The organism is Paenibacillus sp. FSL K6-0276 (assembly GCF_037977235.1).
In the GTDB taxonomy this organism is placed as follows: Bacteria; Bacillota; Bacilli; order Paenibacillales; family Paenibacillaceae; genus Paenibacillus_AQ.
The window spans coordinates 4,384,228-4,402,169 of record NZ_CP150276.1; the positions used below are offsets into that span (position 1 = coordinate 4,384,228).

Consider the following 17,942-nt stretch of genomic DNA (forward strand, 5'->3'; position numbering starts at 1 on the left):
AAAGTTCATAATTAGTGATCACGTGCCATTAAATAATCTGCAATTTCCAGCAGGCGCTGGTTGTCGTGAAAGCCGCCGTTCAGCACAGCATTACGCGCTTTTTCTGTAAGTTGCTTCACTTCTTCACGCGATGCTTCGAGGCCAATAAAATAAGGATAGGTTACTTTATGCTGCTTGACATCACTGCCTGTTTTTTTACCAAGTTTACCTTCGTCTCCAACCAGATCTAGAATATCATCCTGGATCTGAAAAGCGAGTCCAATGGCTGTTCCAAATTCATGTAAAGCTTCAAGTTGCTGCTCGTTAGCACCTGCAATACGGCCGCCAGCTAAAAGCGAAAAGATAATCAAATCCCCTGTCTTATGCAGATGAATGTACTTCAGCTGTGCATGATCGGTTAGACCCTGCTCGCCTTCCATATCTGCAATCTGACCGCCGACCATGCCGCGTGGACCTGCCATTTCCGCCAGATCCTCTACGATGGATAGTGCACTTTCTGCTGGAACTCCAAATTTACGCGAGGCTTGTACCACACTGTAAAATGCATGGGTCAGAAGCGCATCACCCGCTAGGATCGCTGTCGCTTCCCCAAAGACTTTATGATTTGTCAGCTTTCCTCGCCGATAATCATCATTATCCATTGCAGGTAAATCATCATGAATTAACGAGTAGGTATGTACCATCTCAACTGCAGCAGCGACAGGTAAGGCAGCCTCTCGACTTCCTCCCAGTGCCTCACATGCGATAATCACCAGCAGTGGCCGGAGGCGTTTGCCGCCAGCCATAAGTGAATACTTCATCGCTTGCTGCAAATTCTCTGGAACCTTCCATTGCGTGGGGAGAATTGCCTCTAGTTCATGTGAGACTAGATCGCCTAAGATCGCGATGTAATCCTCCAGCGGCTGCCGAAGTGTTTCTCCTTCAGAGTTTCTCTCAAGATCATGCTCAAAGCGAGTCATCGGCGTCCCCTTCCAGACGTGCACCAAACGGCTTCTTACGCAGTTCTCCGTCCTCTAGGGTAATCATTTCGATCTTACGCTCTACCTGCTCAAGCTTGCTGCCGCAAAGCTGAGATAACTTCATGCCTTGCTGAAATAAATCGATGGCCTTCTCAAGGGGAACGTCGCCGTGTTCAAGCTCACGTACGATTTCCTCCAGCCGGTCCATGGCGCCTTCAAAATCAAGTTCCGCTTCCTTCGTCATCGTCTTTGCCATCCTCCTTCATTCCCCATACCTGGCAGTTCAGCTGTCCGTCATTCATCTTTATCACTACAAGATCGCCAAGCTGCACTAAGGTCAGCGATTTGATTAAATGTTCTTCTGCCTCGTCATAGACTAAGCTGTAGCCTCTCGACATCACTTTAAGAGGGCTTAGCGCATCCAGATGACGAATCTCTGCTACATAGCGAGATCGCTTCTCCTGCAGGCGAGCCAGCATGGCGCCCATCAGCTCACGGCGCATACTGTCCGTGCGCTGACGCGCAGCGGCAACACTGCCGTGCGGATGGAATCGCTGCAGACTATGATGCAGCACAGCTTTGCGCTCGCGGGAACGGCTGAGCCGTGCATCCGCAGAGCGATGGAGCCGCTCACGCAGCTGGTCCAGCCGCTGCGTGTGTTGCATCAGCGAGCGGCGCGGGCCTGCCAGCGCCAGCGAGCGTTCCAGCCCCGCGTGACGCTCGCGTCCGCGCTGGGCGCGTCTTTGCAGCGCCTGGCGCAGCCGCTGCTGCTGTTGGCGAAGCTGCGCAGCAAGCTCGCCGGCGTGTGGCACGGCCAGCTCAGCGGCCGCTGTGGGCGTAGCCGCGCGGAGGTCGGCGGCGAAATCGGCAATCGTGAAGTCGGTCTCGTGGCCAACGGCCGAGATGACCGGAATCCTCGATGCCGATATCGCTCGCGCGACTTCCTCCTCATTGAACGCCCACAGCTCCTCGAGCGAACCGCCGCCGCGGCCGACGATAAGCACGTCGGCCTCACCCATGCGGTTCAGCGCTCCAATCGCCTTCACGATCGAAGGCGCGGCGCCTTTACCTTGTACCAGTACGGGATAGATTACAATAGCCACCTGCGGAAACCGCCGCTGGAGTGTAATCACGATATCCCTCACAGCTGCACCAGTCGGTGAGGTAATCACTCCGATGCACTGCGGAAAGCGAGGCAAGGAGCGTTTACGCGCTTCTGCAAAAAGCCCCTCTTGCTCAAGCTTGCTCTTCAGCTGCTCATAGGCTAAATACAGACTACCAATTCCATCAGGTTGCATATGTGTGGCATAGAACTGGTACTGCCCGTCCCGTTCATATACGGTCACATTACCTCTAGCGATAACCCGAGCACCTTCCTTCGGAATAAAGGGTAGGCGCTGATTATGAGAAGCGAACATAATCGCCTTGATACGGCTGCTCTCATCCTTTAGCGTGAAATACATATGACCGCTACCGTGATGCGTAAAGTTGGAAATCTCTCCGCGAATCCATACATCCGAAAGTAAAGTATCCGAGTCTAGCTTCATGCGGATGTAACGGTTGAGTTCTTTTATCGAATAAACCTGCCGCTCTGCCGCCATGAATCCTACCCCTATTCCAAGCCGTGACGGCGTTTAGCCGCAATCAGCGTGTTGCTCATTAGCATTGTAATGGTCATCGGTCCAACCCCACCCGGAACAGGTGTGATGTATCCGGCAACTTCTCTTGCACTATCATAATCAACGTCACCCGCGAGCTTACCGTTATCCAAACGGTTCATACCCACATCAATGACAACAGCACCTGGTTTCACATACGAAGCGTCAATGAAATTCGCGCGTCCGATCGCAACGACCAGAATATCCGCTTGACGGCTAATCTCTTGCATATTAGCTGTACGCGAGTGACACATCGTTACAGTAGCATTCTCACGTTGCAGTAACAAAGATACTGGCTTGCCTACAATATTGCTGCGGCCAATGACCACGGCATGTTTACCTGCCATCCCTGTTCCTGTACGTTTGATCAGTTCAATTACACCTGCAGGTGTACAAGGAAGCAGACTGTCAGCACCAATCACTAGGTTACCTACATTTACAGGGTGGAAGCCGTCAACGTCTTTCTCCACGGAGATTGCATCAATGACAGCTTTTTCCTCAATATGCTTAGGCAACGGTAGTTGAACCAGAATCCCGTCAATATCATCGCGTCCATTAAGCTGCGCTACGAGAGCCAGCAATTCTTCCTGAGTAGTAGACTCATCCAGTTTATGCACTTCAGAATGGAAACCAAGGCTGATACAGGATTTCTCCTTGTTGCGAACATAAACTTGTGATCCTGGATCTTCACCTACTAGAATTACTGCCAGACCGGGCTTCACGCCGCGTTTCGCCAGTTCAGCAACCTCGTGGGCAATACTAATACGAATTTCCTCAGATACTTGTTTACCACTGATGATTGCTGCTGTCATGATAGTCTCTCCCCTTTTATATACTTTGTATAAAAAAATTAAGAATGGTCAGCTTTAAGTGTATCTATCTCTTGGATCATCTTGCCAAGAACTCCGTTTACAAACTTACCAGAATCATCCGTTCCAAAATGCTTGGCCAAATCTATGGCCTCATTCACTGCCACTTTCGCCGGAACATCATTTGCGAACACCATTTCGTACGCCGCAAGACGTAAAATCTGACGATCCACACGTGACAAACGGCTCATTTGCCAGCCCTTCAAGTAATGTTCAAGCATATCGTCAATCGCGACTTTGTGTTCCCATACACCATTTACATGCTCCACCACATAGTGCTTGAGCTGAATTTCGTCCGTGATTACACGTTCGGTTTCATTCTCTTCTGAAGCTTCCTCAAGTAGCATTTCTACGGCTTCCGCGCTTTCTACATCGTTCATTTCCATCTGATACAAGCTTTGGACAATAATCTCTCTCGCTATACGTCTTTTCATGTGTTCCTCCTAAAATCTTATATCGCATTAACATGTTCACTTAAACTTTTACAACGTCGGGCAACTATAAATTTATCTTCACACCTATTGTGTGATAATCATTCGGACTTTAATTGCATCGCCTACAATTATTTTAAGCCCAAATCCTTTGAATTCTATCCCTAATCTCTAGAGGATTATCGTCCTTTAAAGATAACTTTTTAATAAAAAAACCGCAAAGCCTTTCCTCCAGGGGCAATGGACAACACAAACTTACGGCTTCCTGCTCCGGGAAAAAGACTATCGCGGTTCACTTGAAGGGACGCCAGCGTCCGGACAGACGCGTAATCAGCTCCTGCCACTGAAACAGGGGAGCCTCTGCGTTATCCTTTCTTTTGCCGAACGTATATCCGATGAACACTACCAGTGCAAAGAACAACATATCCCAAAAACCGCAAATTAAATATATCAAACCTAGAACAATGCCGAAAGTCACTCCGGCGATTCTACCCCCGTGACTTTCCCATACTTCTTTCCAAGACATAAGGGAAATCCACCTCTATTCCACTCGACTTTTGAAGCTTGGAGACTGCGTGAGGTTAGCAATATATACAGACACATCAGCAACCGGAATACCGGTTGTCTCCTGCACAAAATCATGCACCTGACGTTGCACTTCTGTGGTTAGTAGCGGCAATGAATGTTCACCATCCACTACTGCGCGAATTGTAATTTCAAGGCCAGCCTGAGAAACGCGAATACGCGACTTGAGATCTCTGATTCCCTTTACTTTACCGGCAGCCTTCAGACTCAGATTCTCAATGGTCTCCACTGAAATCTGGATATCCCCATACTCTGTACGCTGATCAACAGAAGGTAAAGAAGCGCGATCACGACGCAGAGAGATGTAAAAAAATCGGATGCTCAGAAGGAACAAGACAACTGCCACTATAATTGCAGTAATATAAGCTGCTGGTCCATTCTCAATCTCCAAAGTTTTAGGAATAGCACCGCTCAAGAGGAGGATGGCAATAACAGATAGTATTCCGATACTTAAGCTGTAGACAAACAGCAAAAGTCTGTCCAAAATTTTTGCCACGAGTCTCATAACCTCCTTAAATTAGAGTAAACCCTCGACTTTGCTGTCGGGGGTTTATGGAAGAACGACGACTGTTATTTCACGCGAAGAACCGTTTCAGCTTCCTCGTTCTTGTCTACAGTGTTGTTGTTCTTGAATTGTACATCATGAATATGCACATTCACTTCCACAACAGTTAGACCAGTCATAGTCTCGATAGAACGCTTAACATTACGCTGAATTTCAGCAGCCACTTCAGGAAGACGATTACCATATTCAATGATTACAGAAACATCCACCGCAGCTTCGCGTTGTCCAACCTCTACTTTAACTCCTTTGGACAAGTTCTTACGTCCGAGAAGCTCAACAATACCTCCGGCGAAACCGCCGCTCATGCCAGCTACACCTTTAACCTCAACGGTCGCCAAACCTGCAATAACCTCGATCACTTCAGGAGCAATCTGGATCTCACCGATTTCTGTCCGTTCGTATTCTGTCGGCAATGTACTCATTTTAGACTTCACACCTTTCAACAAAGATTCTCATAATTTCAAGCGTAAAGCACGTCTCTTATTAAACATACTATATCATTTGACGAACTTTATGACAAACAAAGCGAAGTCGTCCTAAATTTCATACTCTTCCAGAAACTTGATGTCAAAATTACCATCCAAAAATACAGGATGCTCCAACAGTTTCTGATGGAATGGGATCGTAGTATGTATTCCCTCCACCGCAAATTCGGCCAAAGCGCGCTTCATCTTCGCAACCGCTTCCTGACGTGTAGGAGCCCATACAATCAGCTTTGCAATCATAGAATCATAGAAAGGGGAAATCGTATAACCAGGGTACGCTGCACTGTCTACACGAACACCGAGACCTCCAGGTGGCAAATAAAAGCCAATCTTGCCTGGTGAAGGCATAAAATTACGCTCTGGATCTTCCGCATTGATACGGCATTCAATCGACCAGCCATTAATCACGATATCTTCCTGTGTAAATGACAAAGGATTTCCTTCTGCAACCGAAATCATTTCCTTGATCAAATCCACACCCGTAACCATTTCTGTTACCGGATGCTCTACCTGAATACGAGTATTCATCTCCATGAAGTAGAAATGTCCATCCGGTCCAAGCAGGAATTCAAGCGTTCCCGCTCCCGAATAATTTACGGCAAGAGCTGCTCGAACTGCAGCATTACCCATCGCTTCACGAATATCCGGTGTGAGTACAGCACAAGGCGCCTCTTCAATCAGCTTCTGGCGACGACGCTGCACGGAACAGTCGCGTTCACCTAAATGCACTACATTGCCATGCTTATCTGCAATAATCTGGATCTCTACGTGCTTCATGCCTGTAAGGTACTTTTCCAGGTATACACCAGCGTTACCGAACGCCTTCTGTGCTTCCTGTTGTGCAGCAGTGATCTGCTTCACCAATGACTCCTCGTCCTCAGCAATCCGAATGCCCTTGCCCCCGCCACCTGCAGTAGCTTTAACAATAATCGGGTATCCGATATCGCGGCCCAGCATGACGGCTTCGTCTACATCGCCCACAAGGCCATCTGAGCCCGGGATGATCGGAACTCCAGCCAGCTTCATGGTTTCCTTCGCCACAGCCTTATCACCCATACGGTTGATTGCATCTGGAGATGGCCCTATGAAGATAATATTGCAAGATTCACAAATCTCTGCAAAATCTGCATTTTCAGCTAAAAATCCATAGCCAGGATGGATGGCATCACATTCTGTTAAGGTGGCTACACTCATAATATTTGTAAAGTTCAGATAGCTGTCCTTGGACGGCATCGGACCGATGCAGTAAGCTTCATCAGCCAACCGGACATGCAGTGAATCCCGGTCGGGTTCCGAATAGACCGCGACGGTGGAAATGCCTAGTTCTCGGCAGGCCCTAATAATGCGGACCGCGATTTCGCCGCGGTTGGCAATCAACACTTTTTGAATGTTCATGCGTTTCCTCCCAAAGTTTTGCGAAGCTTCCGCTCCTTAAGTAATCTGCGGTATTTATTCCGGTTTAACCAGGAATAGCGGTTGACCGTATTCTACAAGCTGACCATTCTCAGCCAGTACAGACACGATTTCACCTTTAATCTCCGCTTCCAGCTCATTCATCAGTTTCATCGCTTCGATAATACATACCGTTGTTTTCTCACCAACACGGTCTCCAACATTAACGAACGATGGCATTTCCGGAGAAGCGGCACTATAAAAAGTTCCCACCATTGGAGATACAATTTTATGAAGTTTGCCTTCTGCTGCGGCTTGTGGCTGCTGCGCTGGAGGAACCTCGCTGATTACTGGAAAGGACACTTGCTGCACGCTCTGCGGCTGCGGGGCAGGCGTAAAGGGATAGGCATTATAAGGAGTCGCCTGTACTGCTGTTCCATCAGCTTCAGGGCGATCCGGTTTGCGAATTGCAAGCTTCATTCCTTCGCTTTCGATCTCCAACTCATGTACAGAGGAGGTCTGGTCCAGCAATTTAATTAATTCCTTAATTTCGCTCAACTTGAACATACATCAGTTCACTCCTTCAGCTTTCTCTCGAAGCCACTTCTTAAGCGGACAAGATAACTTTATGTATTATATCACAAACGCTAGAAATGGAAAGAGCCCGGGGGAACCCGAGCTCTTTCGTCATTTTCCCTATAATTTCACGTCTAATTATTTCTCAGAAACGTATTGAACACTAACTTTATCCTGAGACACACTCAGTTCTTTCATCACGAGATCAACAATGCTAACCGCTTGTTTCACATCCAGCTTGTCGCTGAGCACGACCACTTTATAGCTGTCACCAGCTTCTTCCTTCACGATGGCTTCACCATATTTTTGTTGAAGCTGTTCTTCGATACCCGTAATTTTGGATTCTTTTTCTTCCAGGTTAAGGAGCTGTTCTTGAGCGACCGCGTTATCAGCAGGTGTCTTTTCCATATCATTGATCAAGGTGAGCAAGTCTCGTTGGCTCTTTAGATTCTTTTGCTCGCGTTCATACAGGTAGTTAGTAAACATGCTGCTCGCCGATACGCTTTGTGAAGCTACTTCATCCAAGATTTCTTTGTCATTCTTAGCAGGGGTTTTGGTTGTTGTATTAGTCGCTGTATCTTTAGCTGCTGTATCTTTAGTTGCTGTATCTTTAGCCGCCTTATCGGAAGTTTTACTGTTGTCTTTCGCAGCGGTGTCAGTCGTAGCTTTCTCTGAGTTGCCACTGTTTGCTGTACCTTTTCCGCTATCATCCTTAACTGCTGTAGTTGCACTGTCATCAGTAGTTGCGGTAGCTGCACTATCGTCAGTAGCAGTGGTGCCGCTATCTTTATCTACGACTCCTCCATCAGCAACAACTTCACCTTGATTGACTACTTCATTTACAACGATCCCTTTGTCGCCAACCGTTGGTAATGCTGCGTTTGCTGTGTCTTTTTTCAAGGAATCCACCTGCATTGTCCCTGCTGTATCTTTTGGAATCGAAGCACCTGAGTCTTCCGTGAATAAATAGTATGCCGAGAGGACAACCATCAAACTAAGCATAGAAACCAACCATATTGTTTGTCTTTTTCCGTTCATTTCATATTCCTCCTAAAATTTAATCTAATGGCTGCTTCGGAAGCATTCACTTATAGAATTGCTGATGCTACTCTTGCTTGCGCGGCACTACCGAGATGCGCTGAATGGGGACATTCAAGCCTTTTTCGATAGCCTGCTCAATGAGTCCTCGAACAACTTTGTTTTCTGCCCCTTTGGCAACAACTAGTACACCGCGTACCTGAGGTTTGATCCGCTTCGTTACAATTGGCGTCTCGTCTCCCGATTGCGAGTAGGTTACGATTTCGCCATCCCTCGTATATTGTGTCGTATGACGTTTACCACCACTGGCGTCCGTCTCTTCACTAAGCTGCTGGGAGTCGTTCATATTACGCACCACGACAATTTCTTCCGTAGACTCCACGGTGACCATGATATCTACGGTACCAACGCCAACGATTTTCTCCAAAATTTCCTTCGTCCGGTTCTCTAGTGTCAGTTCAATACTCTCGAACGAGTTAGTCGCTCCAGGATCACTCTGCACTAGCGCTGTTTGGGAGGACTGATTCAGCGGCGGCTCACGCCCCGTATTCTCGTTATCAATCTTCTTCACATTGACGAAGGAATTGAACAGCATAATCGCTGCGCCCAGCAGACCCAGAATGATCAGCCAGCGAAAAGTATGGCTTCTCTTCGGACTGCCAGCCCCGCCACCAGCCCATTGCTCCAGCTTTTTCAGCCAATTGCTCACTCCTATCCCTCCTAAAATTGTTAGTTTAGAAGCTACAGACTCATAATTTGACGTTATTCTCACCGCTGCCATCAACATGGATCACATTGGGATCCAAATCCCATTTTTGTTCCAACAGCTTTACGATGGATTCCATTTCACTTGAAGATGTGTTGTCTTCTGCTACACTTCCGTTCACTGCCTTGAGTTCATCTACAGATACCGATCCATTCTCTGGATTAGCACCGATTTTAACTTCTACAGGCTCTACAGGAGTGATAGCAATCGGCGGAGCAGCCGCTGCACTGGAAGTTCCGGGAGCACCTGTGGTATTAGCTGTTGCTGTGGACATTGAGACCTTCACTGCTGAGATGACAGGGATGTCTTCGTTACCAGTTCCGCCGGATTTCCCCATGCCGAGCGTTACGGTGACATTAACCCCTCGTTTGCCAGTCTCGCTGATGATCTGTTCCCTCATCTGTTCAGCAACCTCTTCTGCCGCCAGCTTTAGACTTTGATCCTGACGCCCCTGTGCAAGCTTTTGCCCATCAGCCAGAATCTTTTCTAATGTGGTATCTCCCTTTCCTCCTCCAGTGAACAAGCCCCCCTCTTTCTCCTGCCGCCCCATGGCTATACTCAGCTCGGATATTGCGTCACCTTTAAGGAGAGAAACGATTGGGCTAAGCATGGTAAGTAGAATCAGGAGGCTAAGCACCAGCCTCGCATAACGTTCCATGGATTTACTCGGAAGGAGCAACTCAATGAATGACGCTAGTAGCACGACAAGTATGATCTCTCGCAGCCAATCGCCCAACCAGCTCATTGTTTCCCTCCTTAACCAATTAAAAGGATCAAGTTCACCTCATCATGACAGTTAAATTGCCAGCGGTTAGCATGATCGTGACGGCCATAAAAAACATTAACGATACAGCTGCCAAAGCTGCGAAAACGTACACCATGCTTTTTCCAATCGTCTGAAGGCAGACTACAATCGGCGTCTCTCCTAGCGGCTGCATCACAGCAGCCGCTACATTGTAGATCAGAGCAAGCACCAGGATTTTGATCGCTGGAAAAGCACAAAGGAACAAAATTATAATGACACCGGATAGCCCAATGGCGTTCTTCACCAGAAGCGAAGCTGAGATTACTGTGTCTGTAGCATCCGCGAACATTTTTCCGATGACCGGAACAAAGTTGCCTGTGATATATTTAGCGGCCCGAATGGTAACTCCATCTGTCACCGAACTCGTTATCCCCCTGACTGAAATCACTCCAAGGAACACAGTTAGCAGTACTCCTAGCAATCCAGCCCCGATATTTCTTAGCAGATTCGCCAACTGGGTCAGCTTGTATTTCTCCGACAACGCACTTACGAGGTGTAGCACCGCCGAGAAGAATAATAGTGGAAAGACAATGGTGTGGATCAGGGTGCCAACTGTATGAATCATAAAAACAATTAGCGGATGTGTGACCGAGACAGTAACGATGTTCCCCATGGAAGCCAGTAACGCGAATAGCAGCGGAATCATGGCCATCATAAAATCAATCATCCGGTCGATAGCATCCTTCGCATAACCTATAGCGATATTGAAGCTGTTCACGGCAATAACGAGCACTACCATATAACAGAGCGTATAAGCCACCTTGCTGACCGTTTTTCGCTCAAAAGCGGTTTGTAGCGTCTCCAGTATCATGCTGAGCACACTGACCATAACAATCGTGACCAGCAGCCTTCCGTTGTATAGCACCTCATGCCACATAAAGCCTAGAAGCCCAGATAATACACTTTGCAGGCTGAGTCCCTTATCCCCTGGAAGCAGCATGTCCATAAGTGAAGGTGTTGCCCCGTCTGGAAAAAAACCTCCGTAATCCTTCATCAGTTGATCCCAGTACGACTCCACCTTATCTGTTGGCAGATTGTTCACCTGACCCTTGACCCACTGGTCTACTGGGGAGGAGTTCCCCGATCCAGGTGCTGGAGTTGCTGGAGAAGCTATGGCCACCTGAGCTGTACCTGCAAACCATAGAATGAAGAAGCATGGGAGCAGCAGCAGTATTATTTTTAATTTTGGAGGACGAAAAACAATGCACTCTTGCATAACTTCTCCTCCCTAATCGTTGCTTAGCTTTCTTCAATTGCTTTAAGCAGGTAGCAGCTTCATGACCGTTTCAATAATGATGCTAATAATGGGTACAGCTAGTACCATAATCAGGACTTTTCCAGCGAGCTCTATTTTGGAAGCAATCGATTCCTGTCCTGCATCACGCACGATCTGTGCTCCAAATTCAGCGATATATGAAATTCCGATGATTTTGAACACGGTCTTCAAATAGATCATTTCCATCCCCGATGACTCTGCCACCCGCTCCAGTGTGGAAAGTATCATTCCAATCTTGCCGATTAGAAACAGGAAGATCAGAATCCCAGTGGCAGTAGCGAGGAGAAAGGCGAACATCGGCTTTTGTTCCTTCAGCACGAGAATCAATATGGTCGATATCAGCCCTATTCCAACAACTTGAATGATCTCCATAGCACGCCTATTGGAAAAGAAAGATCGTTTTTATTTCCTGCAACAGTCCGTCCAGCATTCGAATAACCATAAATAACACGACGACGAACCCGATCACGGTGACCCAATGTGCAAAATCTTCTTTCCCCATCTGTTTAAGCACCGTGTGTATCATGGCGATAATTATGCCAATGCCGGCAATTTGAAAAATCGCATTGACTTCAATATTCATTCCTGGCACCTCGCTAAAAGATCAAAATGACGATCAATGCTCCAAGCAGCAGACCCAGGCTTTTACTCAATTTTTCATATTTGCCTTGATCCTCTCTGGCCACCGACTCCTCCTGCTTCAATTGCTGCAATGCTAGCGCGATATGAGTGCTCTGATTGGACCTATCGCTTGTGCCGAGAGTACAACTGAGCTGGCGGAGAATCTCTTTTTCTGTCCCCTTCAATGCGGTAGACTTCCAATGCGCCTCCATAGCCCTCTGGATGGCATCCTGGGCGCTTCGGTCATGGGGTGGGCTCATCTCCTCAGCTGTTTTAACAAACAACGTTTTGAGCGGTTCCTTAGACTGAATTCCAATACGCCGCATAGCTTCAGGCAATGGGGTAAAGCCGTACATAATTTCTGTTTCCAGCCGCTGTAGCGCTGCTATTAAGCCTCTGATATGTCTGGGCCTGTCTGCATATTGTTTTGCAAATTGGAGCCCTGCCAGCGTGCCTGCCAGCACAATCAGCACGGCACCGAATAGCTTAAGCATGTAAATCACCACCTAATCGTTCCCCGGGAGAGATAAGGAGCAATCCTCGTTTTTGTCCATCCAGAATACGAAAGGAGAGGCCCGCTTCTGAGCGATGCAGAATAACGTATCTCTCGAACATCTTTTGTTCCAATAGCCCGCCAAGCCCAGGCCTACGAGCCAGTTCTATTACTTCTTTACCGTGAGCCGAAGCAACGACTGATATTCCAGCATGCAGCGCTTCGGTGACTGCTTCAGCGTCTTCAGGACGACCAATCTCATCAGCGATCAATACATCAGGTGACAAGGAACGAATCATCATCATCATGCCTTCTGCTTTGGGACAACCGTCGAGGATATCTGTACGCGGACCGACATCAAAGGCGGGAATTCCGCGCCTGCTTCCGGCAATCTCGGAACGTTCATCGACAATTCCCACCTTCAAACCGGGTCTTCCGCCTTCACGCTTCCCCAAATCTCCTAAGGAGATTTGTCTTGCGATATCGCGAAGAAGTGTTGTCTTCCCGTGCTGTGGAGGCGAGAGGATCAAGGTGTGCATCATTCGCTGCCTCCCCTTGTCCAGCAGATAAGGTAGCACTTTATCCGCGACACCGGGGACCTCACGAGCTATACGGACATTGAAGCTAGTTATGTCGCGTAGATGTTCCACACCACCACCACTTAGCACCGTCCGACCAGCAAGTCCTATTCGATGGCCGCCGGGAATCGTTATAAACCCCTTTCTCAGCTCTTCTTCCATCGTATATAGTGAATGGTTGCTGATCAGATCTAGCAGTCTATGAGTGTCCTCCCGATCCGGCCTATAGGCTTCTTCAGGCCTTTGCGTTACGCTGCCATTTGCTCTAAGAAAGTGATATTTACCTGAATAGTTAATCTCCAGCGGACGACCTTCACGGACCCGAATCTCTTCCACCATTCCAAGTAGCGGAAGGGGAAGGCACTTTAATAGTGCTCTTACTTTTTCAGGAAACAATTGCAACCAATCATCTGCCATACAAAGTACCCCCAAGTTGTCCTCTATCTAATTGCTTTATTCCATATTTATGCTTGTACTCGCTCAATATGCCTATCATCTATCATTTTTTTAGAATCCCGATTAAGAGAAAGGCTACACCGCAACCGACCCAACCCAGTTTGCTCCAAGACAACTGCTGAGCCATCCCTGTTAAGCCGATAGCTGTCGTCAATATCAAGATCGTTGGGCCTACCAAAGCCAGTCCAGAATTGACTGCGAGCGCCTTATCTACCTGATTCAACCGCAACATAATCAGCGCAGCTATAATCTCCGCACTCCCCGAGAACAGCCGAAGAATCGCCATCCAACTTACATACTTGTCCAATCCACTCAACTCCTAACTTTACAAATTCACACCAAATGGTATCTAAGGCTTGTTTGTCTTTCTCTTATCCATGGATATGCGATAATTACTCACTTTAGACAAGAAGAAATGACAGAATTGCAAGTCCCACTGTGAAAGAATTCATAGTGCACCCCTATATAAATAAATATAATCAGTACGATAAATTAATTTTTTACGAACACTTCCATCTGTGGTATCCTTGTTAATTGGAAATATAGTGGTTTTATATTTTCAAAAAGAGCAGACTATAAAGACATAAGAAAAAGAGGGGATTTGTGTCATGCAAGTTCGAAGTTACGGGTTACCGACCAACATGCGGACCGTAGTCAAACCACTTAAGGAAGTAGCTATCATTATTTTTTCAGCCTTTTTAATTGCAAGTGGGATGCGATTATTTCTAATTCCTCATCAGCTTCTGAGCGGTGGGGTAGCAGGGGTGGCTTCCGTCATCGGTTATTTAACGGATCCAAAGTACATCTCCAAGCTTTATTTTGTGATAAATCTTCCTTTAATTGTCTGGGGATTTATTGCGGTGGGGAAAAAATATATTTTTCTAAGCATGCTTTCAGTAGTAGCCACCACCTGGTTCATGACTATTATTCCTGCGGTGCAATTGACCAAGGACCCGATTCTGGCAAGTATTTTCGGCGGGGTAATTATTGCTGGCGGAGTTGGTTTTTCTCTCCGTACCGGGGGCTCTTCCGGGGGATTTGATATATTAGGCTCGATTATTTCACGTAAGCGGGATATTCCGATGGGGAATATAATGTTCTTAATGGATGGAATGGTTATTCTGAGTTTAGGCTTCTTTAAAAGCTGGGACTCCGCCTTGTACGCTATGCTCTGTATTTTCGTGAAGAGTAGAGTAGTCGATATGATCCATATTCGCCATGTGAAGCTGACCTGCTTCATTGTTACGAAAGAAAGAGAAAAGATGCTTAATCGTCTTACACAGCTGCCACACGGTATCACAGTCGTCAATGCAGAGGGTGGATACAGTCATGAGGGAAATACCATGCTAATGACGGTAACGACTCGTTATGAGCTTGCAGATCTGCGGAGGACCATACTTGAGGCGGACCCAAGTTCCTTCGTCAATGTTGTGGAGACTGTAGAGATTCAGGGCAGGTTCAAACGTTTGGGATAAATACGAGGGACTTACATCCTTATAAGTAAAAAAGGAACGCTGCATTCAAATCTGCAGCGTTCCTTTTCATATATAAGCTATGATATTCGCTTATTTTTAGTAGCGGAAATATACCAGTCATTCACTTCCTTAGTAATTTGATCACCTCCAGATTTCTTCCAGTTGGCCACCATCGTGTCGAACTCTTCAATAGGAGATTGACCATAAATGATCTTGGAGTATGTTTGGAGTACCAGTTTCTTCAATAACTCATTTTTGGATTTCATGGTTTCGGTCAGAGGTCCTTGGAAGTAATTCTTCATACGAGTATCCTTCTGTTCCATGACGATCTTCATAGCTTCGATATTCTCAGGTTTACGAACGGCAGCCGTTGCAATCTCATACGGTGTTTCAGGCGTACCACCGTTTGCCAGCTTGCTCATTGCAAGAAATATTACGGCATAACGCCGCAGGAATACCGCAACAAACTCGGTTTGTAAGGCAAAAAAAGGGGATGACCCGCAGCCAAATGGCTTTAGGACATCCCTCTCTCTTACTCAACAGCTCTTATCGGCGATCCTTAGGACCTCCGACGAAAGCCTGCTCTGTTGTATCCAGATTGTAGGCGGTATGAAGCGCCTGAATGATTGATGGCAAATCACCAGATTCTATTACGCAAGAAACCTTAATCTCTGATGTGCTGACCATCTTGATGCTTACACCCTCTTGGGAGAGTACATCGAACATTTGAGCCGCAACACCTGGATGGCTGACCATACCCGCGCCAACGATGGATACCTTCACCAGGTTATCCTCGGATGTAACTTCACGGTAAGGCAAGGTTTTATGAATTTGTTTAATAACTTCCTTTGCACGATCCAGTTCATCAAGAGAAACTGTAAATGAGAAGTCAGCCTGCTCATTCTGTACACCACTTTGTACAATGATATCTACGTTAACGCCTTCTTCAGCCAGTTTGCCGAAGACCTGAGCGAGTACACCTGGTACATCAGGAACTCCTAGAATACTGACACGTGCTACATTCTTATCATAAGCAATACCACTAACTACGACTCCCTGCTCCATGTTTGCTTCCTCCTTCACAACGGTACCTTCATTATGATTAAAGCTCGATCTTACGACCAGCTTAACTTGATGACGCTTAGCGTATTCCACTGCACGTGGATGTAGTACAGCTGCTCCCAGATTGGCTAGCTCTAGCATTTCATCGTAAGATATTTCCTTCAGCTTACGTGCTGTCTTCACGATACGTGGATCTGTGGAATAGATACCATCTACGTCGGTATAGATCTCGCATACGTCTGCTTGAATAGCAGCAGCCAATGCTACGGCTGTCGTGTCCGAACCTCCACGACCTAATGTGGTGATCTCACCATCCACAGTCATCCCCTGAAAACCTGCAACGATCACGATCTGTTCACGTTCCAAAGACGCTAATACACGACGTGGGTCAATTTCATTGATACGAGCTCTGCCGTGAGTTTCGTCAGTGCGGAATCCAGCCTGCCATCCTGTATAAGAAACTGCATTCCGCCCGATTCCATGAAGTGCAATGGACAATAGGGCGACGGAGATTTGTTCACCTGTCGTCATCAACATATCCATTTCACGTGCAGGCGGCTGCCCGTTTAATTGCTTCGCCGTATCGATCAAATCATCTGTTGTATCCCCCATTGCAGATACAACCACAACGCAGCGATGTCCCTCATCTTGCTTGTCTGCGATGCGCTTGGCGACGCGTTTCATGCGTTCAGTGTCGCCGACGGAGCTGCCTCCGAATTTCATAACATAAAGTGACAAAGTCCCATTCACTCCCTATATCGGTCTATGTAGTTGCTTCTAATCGGTTTCCCGCTTTAAACCAGTATAATACGAAAATAGTGCCATGCGTTAATGGTTTCACAAAAAAATTAATAAATCTCCCAGCTGGATATAAAAAGATAAGGTCAGCCTCAATACTTCAGCTGACCTTATCTTACGCATCTTCCAGTATTTTAATGTGAGGTTGCTCGATAGGTAAGGGCCATAACGCCAGAGCTGAATGTCTTGGATTCTACAAGCTCCAGCACCTTCTCGCCTCCAACATTTTCAAACAGACGCTTGCCGCTACCAAGCACAATTGGGAAGACTAAAAGCTGGTATTCGTCGACAAGGCCAAGCTGTATCAGACTCTGAGCAAGCGTACAGCTTCCAAAAACGAGAATATTTCTGCCTGGCTGCTGCTTGAGCTTGGACACTTCCTTAGCAAGATCACCCTTGATCACACTTGAATTATTCCATGTAGTTTCTTCCAATGTAGAGGAAACTACGTATTTAGCGTATCCATTCATCATTTCGCCGTACTCTCCAGTTTGTTCAACCATATTAGGCCAAGCTTCAGCAAAACTTTCGTAGGTTGTACGTCCGAGTAATAGGGCATCGCTCGCTTTCAGTTCATCAAATTTGAACTGTTCCTGTTCTTGACTGCCGAAATTGAAAGTCCATTGTGGATTTTCCATAACACCATCAAGGGATACGAACTCAGATATGATTAATTTTCTCATTTTCATGCCTCCTTATAATACCTCACTTCGTAAATATAACATTCCACACTTTGACTATTCTTCATCCATTCCTTTTCATATACCAAAAACCTCCACCGTAAAAACGGAGGCCACTGAAAAAGTTCTTTCTAGATCATACATTTAAGGAGTCAGTCGTAACTACGGAGAATATTTGGACTTCCGGCCGCTGTTGTCGTAAGAATTTCCTGAATTGTACCGCTGTTAGCGGTTAAAATCCGGAGACAAAGGCGGTCGCTATCGCTCCTCCAGTTCCAAATTCCCCCTTCGCTACGACCCTCTAATGTTTTTAAGTTCAAGTTATAAAGGTGCCTTTTGGAGGCCCATGAAAACTCCATTCCAGGACACCCATC

General features: G+C 46.8%; 23 protein-coding genes. 1 reads left to right on the plus strand and 22 read right to left on the minus strand.

Annotated elements, in window-relative coordinates:
* Positions 1–11: 11 nt before the first annotated feature.
* From MHH52_RS20735 to MHH52_RS20825, 19 genes are all read right to left on the minus strand, one after another.
* Positions 12–959: a farnesyl diphosphate synthase gene (locus tag MHH52_RS20735; RefSeq protein WP_313641109.1), complete on the minus strand. Its 948-nt coding sequence runs from the start codon at positions 957–959 to the stop codon at positions 12–14.
* Positions 946–1,203 (minus strand): exodeoxyribonuclease VII small subunit, encoded by a 258-nt coding sequence (xseB, locus tag MHH52_RS20740; RefSeq protein WP_042129807.1) that lies wholly within the window; start codon positions 1,201–1,203, stop codon positions 946–948. Before xseB ends, MHH52_RS20735 begins: the two co-directional genes overlap by 14 nt.
* Positions 1,181–2,560: an exodeoxyribonuclease VII large subunit gene (xseA, locus tag MHH52_RS20745; protein ID WP_340004266.1), complete on the minus strand. Its 1,380-nt coding sequence runs from the start codon at positions 2,558–2,560 to the stop codon at positions 1,181–1,183. The genes xseB and xseA overlap by 23 nt, the downstream gene beginning before the upstream one ends.
* A gap of 11 nt (positions 2,561–2,571) precedes the next feature.
* Positions 2,572–3,429, minus strand: coding sequence for a bifunctional methylenetetrahydrofolate dehydrogenase/methenyltetrahydrofolate cyclohydrolase FolD (gene folD / locus MHH52_RS20750; RefSeq protein ID WP_340004267.1), 858 nt, complete (start codon positions 3,427–3,429; stop codon positions 2,572–2,574).
* A 38-nt stretch (positions 3,430–3,467) separates the two neighbouring features.
* Positions 3,468–3,920 (minus strand): transcription antitermination factor NusB, encoded by a 453-nt coding sequence (nusB, locus tag MHH52_RS20755; protein WP_313641111.1) that lies wholly within the window; start codon positions 3,918–3,920, stop codon positions 3,468–3,470.
* Positions 3,921–4,209: 289 nt separating this feature from the next.
* Entirely contained in the window at positions 4,210–4,443 is a 234-nt protein-coding gene (locus MHH52_RS20760; RefSeq protein ID WP_313641112.1) for a DUF2273 domain-containing protein, read from the minus strand.
* A gap of 15 nt (positions 4,444–4,458) precedes the next feature.
* Positions 4,459–4,998 carry an alkaline shock response membrane anchor protein AmaP gene (amaP, locus tag MHH52_RS20765; protein ID WP_313641113.1) on the minus strand — a complete coding sequence of 180 codons (540 nt, stop codon included), beginning with the start codon at positions 4,996–4,998 and terminating at the stop codon, positions 4,459–4,461.
* 74 nt (positions 4,999–5,072) lie between these two features.
* Positions 5,073–5,489, minus strand: a complete 417-nt coding sequence (locus tag MHH52_RS20770; protein WP_042132343.1) for an Asp23/Gls24 family envelope stress response protein — start codon at positions 5,487–5,489, stop codon at positions 5,073–5,075.
* 114 nt (positions 5,490–5,603) lie between these two features.
* Positions 5,604–6,947, minus strand: a complete 1,344-nt coding sequence (gene accC / locus MHH52_RS20775; protein ID WP_313641114.1) for an acetyl-CoA carboxylase biotin carboxylase subunit — start codon at positions 6,945–6,947, stop codon at positions 5,604–5,606.
* A gap of 54 nt (positions 6,948–7,001) precedes the next feature.
* Positions 7,002–7,511, minus strand: a complete 510-nt coding sequence (gene accB, locus MHH52_RS20780; RefSeq protein WP_340004268.1) for an acetyl-CoA carboxylase biotin carboxyl carrier protein — start codon at positions 7,509–7,511, stop codon at positions 7,002–7,004.
* A 147-nt stretch (positions 7,512–7,658) separates the two neighbouring features.
* Positions 7,659–8,558 (minus strand): SpoIIIAH-like family protein, encoded by a 900-nt coding sequence (locus MHH52_RS20785; RefSeq protein ID WP_313641116.1) that lies wholly within the window; start codon positions 8,556–8,558, stop codon positions 7,659–7,661.
* A gap of 67 nt (positions 8,559–8,625) precedes the next feature.
* On the minus strand, positions 8,626–9,267 hold the full coding sequence (spoIIIAG, locus tag MHH52_RS20790) for a stage III sporulation protein AG (RefSeq protein WP_340004269.1): 642 nt from the start codon (positions 9,265–9,267) through the stop codon (positions 8,626–8,628).
* 40 nt (positions 9,268–9,307) lie between these two features.
* Positions 9,308–10,069, minus strand: coding sequence for a stage III sporulation protein AF (spoIIIAF, locus tag MHH52_RS20795; protein WP_313641865.1), 762 nt, complete (start codon positions 10,067–10,069; stop codon positions 9,308–9,310).
* A gap of 34 nt (positions 10,070–10,103) precedes the next feature.
* Positions 10,104–11,345: a stage III sporulation protein AE gene (gene spoIIIAE / locus MHH52_RS20800; RefSeq protein WP_313641866.1), complete on the minus strand. Its 1,242-nt coding sequence runs from the start codon at positions 11,343–11,345 to the stop codon at positions 10,104–10,106.
* A gap of 42 nt (positions 11,346–11,387) precedes the next feature.
* Positions 11,388–11,777, minus strand: coding sequence for a stage III sporulation protein AD (spoIIIAD, locus tag MHH52_RS20805; RefSeq protein WP_042129828.1), 390 nt, complete (start codon positions 11,775–11,777; stop codon positions 11,388–11,390).
* Between the two features lie 7 nt (positions 11,778–11,784).
* Complete coding sequence (gene spoIIIAC / locus MHH52_RS20810; protein WP_036682849.1) at positions 11,785–11,988, minus strand: stage III sporulation protein AC; 204 nt, start codon at positions 11,986–11,988, stop codon at positions 11,785–11,787.
* 13 nt (positions 11,989–12,001) lie between these two features.
* A complete protein-coding gene (gene spoIIIAB / locus MHH52_RS20815) occupies positions 12,002–12,520 on the minus strand; it encodes a stage III sporulation protein SpoIIIAB (RefSeq protein ID WP_060622567.1) in 519 nt (172 codons plus the stop codon).
* Positions 12,513–13,514 carry a stage III sporulation protein AA gene (gene spoIIIAA, locus MHH52_RS20820; protein ID WP_313641867.1) on the minus strand — a complete coding sequence of 334 codons (1,002 nt, stop codon included), beginning with the start codon at positions 13,512–13,514 and terminating at the stop codon, positions 12,513–12,515. Before spoIIIAA ends, spoIIIAB begins: the two co-directional genes overlap by 8 nt.
* Before the next feature lie 82 nt (positions 13,515–13,596).
* Positions 13,597–13,839 (minus strand): YqhV family protein, encoded by a 243-nt coding sequence (locus MHH52_RS20825; protein ID WP_313641872.1) that lies wholly within the window; start codon positions 13,837–13,839, stop codon positions 13,597–13,599.
* Positions 13,840–14,161: 322 nt separating this feature from the next.
* Here MHH52_RS20825 and MHH52_RS20830 point away from each other — a divergent pair, with 322 nt between their 5' ends.
* The gene (locus MHH52_RS20830; RefSeq protein WP_313641868.1) at positions 14,162–15,028 is read left to right on the plus strand and encodes a YitT family protein; all 867 of its coding nucleotides are present in this window, start codon (positions 14,162–14,164) and stop codon (positions 15,026–15,028) included.
* 77 nt (positions 15,029–15,105) lie between these two features.
* Here MHH52_RS20830 and MHH52_RS20835 read toward each other — a convergent pair whose 3' ends face one another.
* From MHH52_RS20835 to MHH52_RS20845, 3 genes are all read right to left on the minus strand, one after another.
* Entirely contained in the window at positions 15,106–15,450 is a 345-nt protein-coding gene (locus MHH52_RS20835; protein WP_340004270.1) for a hypothetical protein, read from the minus strand.
* A gap of 124 nt (positions 15,451–15,574) precedes the next feature.
* Positions 15,575–16,828 carry an aspartate kinase gene (locus MHH52_RS20840; protein WP_313641870.1) on the minus strand — a complete coding sequence of 418 codons (1,254 nt, stop codon included), beginning with the start codon at positions 16,826–16,828 and terminating at the stop codon, positions 15,575–15,577.
* Between the two features lie 194 nt (positions 16,829–17,022).
* Positions 17,023–17,571 (minus strand): dihydrofolate reductase family protein, encoded by a 549-nt coding sequence (locus MHH52_RS20845; protein WP_340004271.1) that lies wholly within the window; start codon positions 17,569–17,571, stop codon positions 17,023–17,025.
* Positions 17,572–17,942: the final 371 nt, after the last annotated feature.

What these genes read in the sequence shown, in the direction of transcription:
- MHH52_RS20735 (WP_313641109.1), bottom strand. Translation starts at nt 959, where the DNA reads ATGACTCGCTTTGAGCATGATCTTGAGAGAAACTCTGAAGGAGAAACA.
- xseB (WP_042129807.1), bottom strand. Translation starts at nt 1,203, where the DNA reads ATGACGAAGGAAGCGGAACTTGATTTTGAAGGCGCCATGGACCGGCTG.
- xseA (WP_340004266.1), bottom strand. Translation starts at nt 2,560, where the DNA reads ATGGCGGCAGAGCGGCAGGTTTATTCGATAAAAGAACTCAACCGTTAC.
- folD (WP_340004267.1), bottom strand. Translation starts at nt 3,429, where the DNA reads ATGACAGCAGCAATCATCAGTGGTAAACAAGTATCTGAGGAAATTCGT.
- nusB (WP_313641111.1), bottom strand. Translation starts at nt 3,920, where the DNA reads ATGAAAAGACGTATAGCGAGAGAGATTATTGTCCAAAGCTTGTATCAG.
- MHH52_RS20760 (WP_313641112.1), bottom strand. Translation starts at nt 4,443, where the DNA reads ATGTCTTGGAAAGAAGTATGGGAAAGTCACGGGGGTAGAATCGCCGGA.
- MHH52_RS20770 (WP_042132343.1), bottom strand. Translation starts at nt 5,489, where the DNA reads ATGAGTACATTGCCGACAGAATACGAACGGACAGAAATCGGTGAGATC.
- accC (WP_313641114.1), bottom strand. Translation starts at nt 6,947, where the DNA reads ATGAACATTCAAAAAGTGTTGATTGCCAACCGCGGCGAAATCGCGGTC.
- accB (WP_340004268.1), bottom strand. Translation starts at nt 7,511, where the DNA reads ATGTTCAAGTTGAGCGAAATTAAGGAATTAATTAAATTGCTGGACCAG.
- MHH52_RS20785 (WP_313641116.1), bottom strand. Translation starts at nt 8,558, where the DNA reads ATGAACGGAAAAAGACAAACAATATGGTTGGTTTCTATGCTTAGTTTG.
- spoIIIAF (WP_313641865.1), bottom strand. Translation starts at nt 10,069, where the DNA reads ATGAGCTGGTTGGGCGATTGGCTGCGAGAGATCATACTTGTCGTGCTA.
- spoIIIAE (WP_313641866.1), bottom strand. Translation starts at nt 11,345, where the DNA reads ATGCAAGAGTGCATTGTTTTTCGTCCTCCAAAATTAAAAATAATACTG.
- spoIIIAD (WP_042129828.1), bottom strand. Translation starts at nt 11,777, where the DNA reads ATGGAGATCATTCAAGTTGTTGGAATAGGGCTGATATCGACCATATTG.
- spoIIIAC (WP_036682849.1), bottom strand. Translation starts at nt 11,988, where the DNA reads ATGAATATTGAAGTCAATGCGATTTTTCAAATTGCCGGCATTGGCATA.
- spoIIIAB (WP_060622567.1), bottom strand. Translation starts at nt 12,520, where the DNA reads ATGCTTAAGCTATTCGGTGCCGTGCTGATTGTGCTGGCAGGCACGCTG.
- spoIIIAA (WP_313641867.1), bottom strand. Translation starts at nt 13,514, where the DNA reads ATGGCAGATGATTGGTTGCAATTGTTTCCTGAAAAAGTAAGAGCACTA.
- MHH52_RS20825 (WP_313641872.1), bottom strand. Translation starts at nt 13,839, where the DNA reads ATGGCGATTCTTCGGCTGTTCTCGGGGAGTGCGGAGATTATAGCTGCG.
- MHH52_RS20830 (WP_313641868.1), top strand. Translation starts at nt 14,162, where the DNA reads ATGCAAGTTCGAAGTTACGGGTTACCGACCAACATGCGGACCGTAGTC.
- MHH52_RS20835 (WP_340004270.1), bottom strand. Translation starts at nt 15,450, where the DNA reads ATGAGCAAGCTGGCAAACGGTGGTACGCCTGAAACACCGTATGAGATT.
- MHH52_RS20845 (WP_340004271.1), bottom strand. Translation starts at nt 17,571, where the DNA reads ATGAGAAAATTAATCATATCTGAGTTCGTATCCCTTGATGGTGTTATG.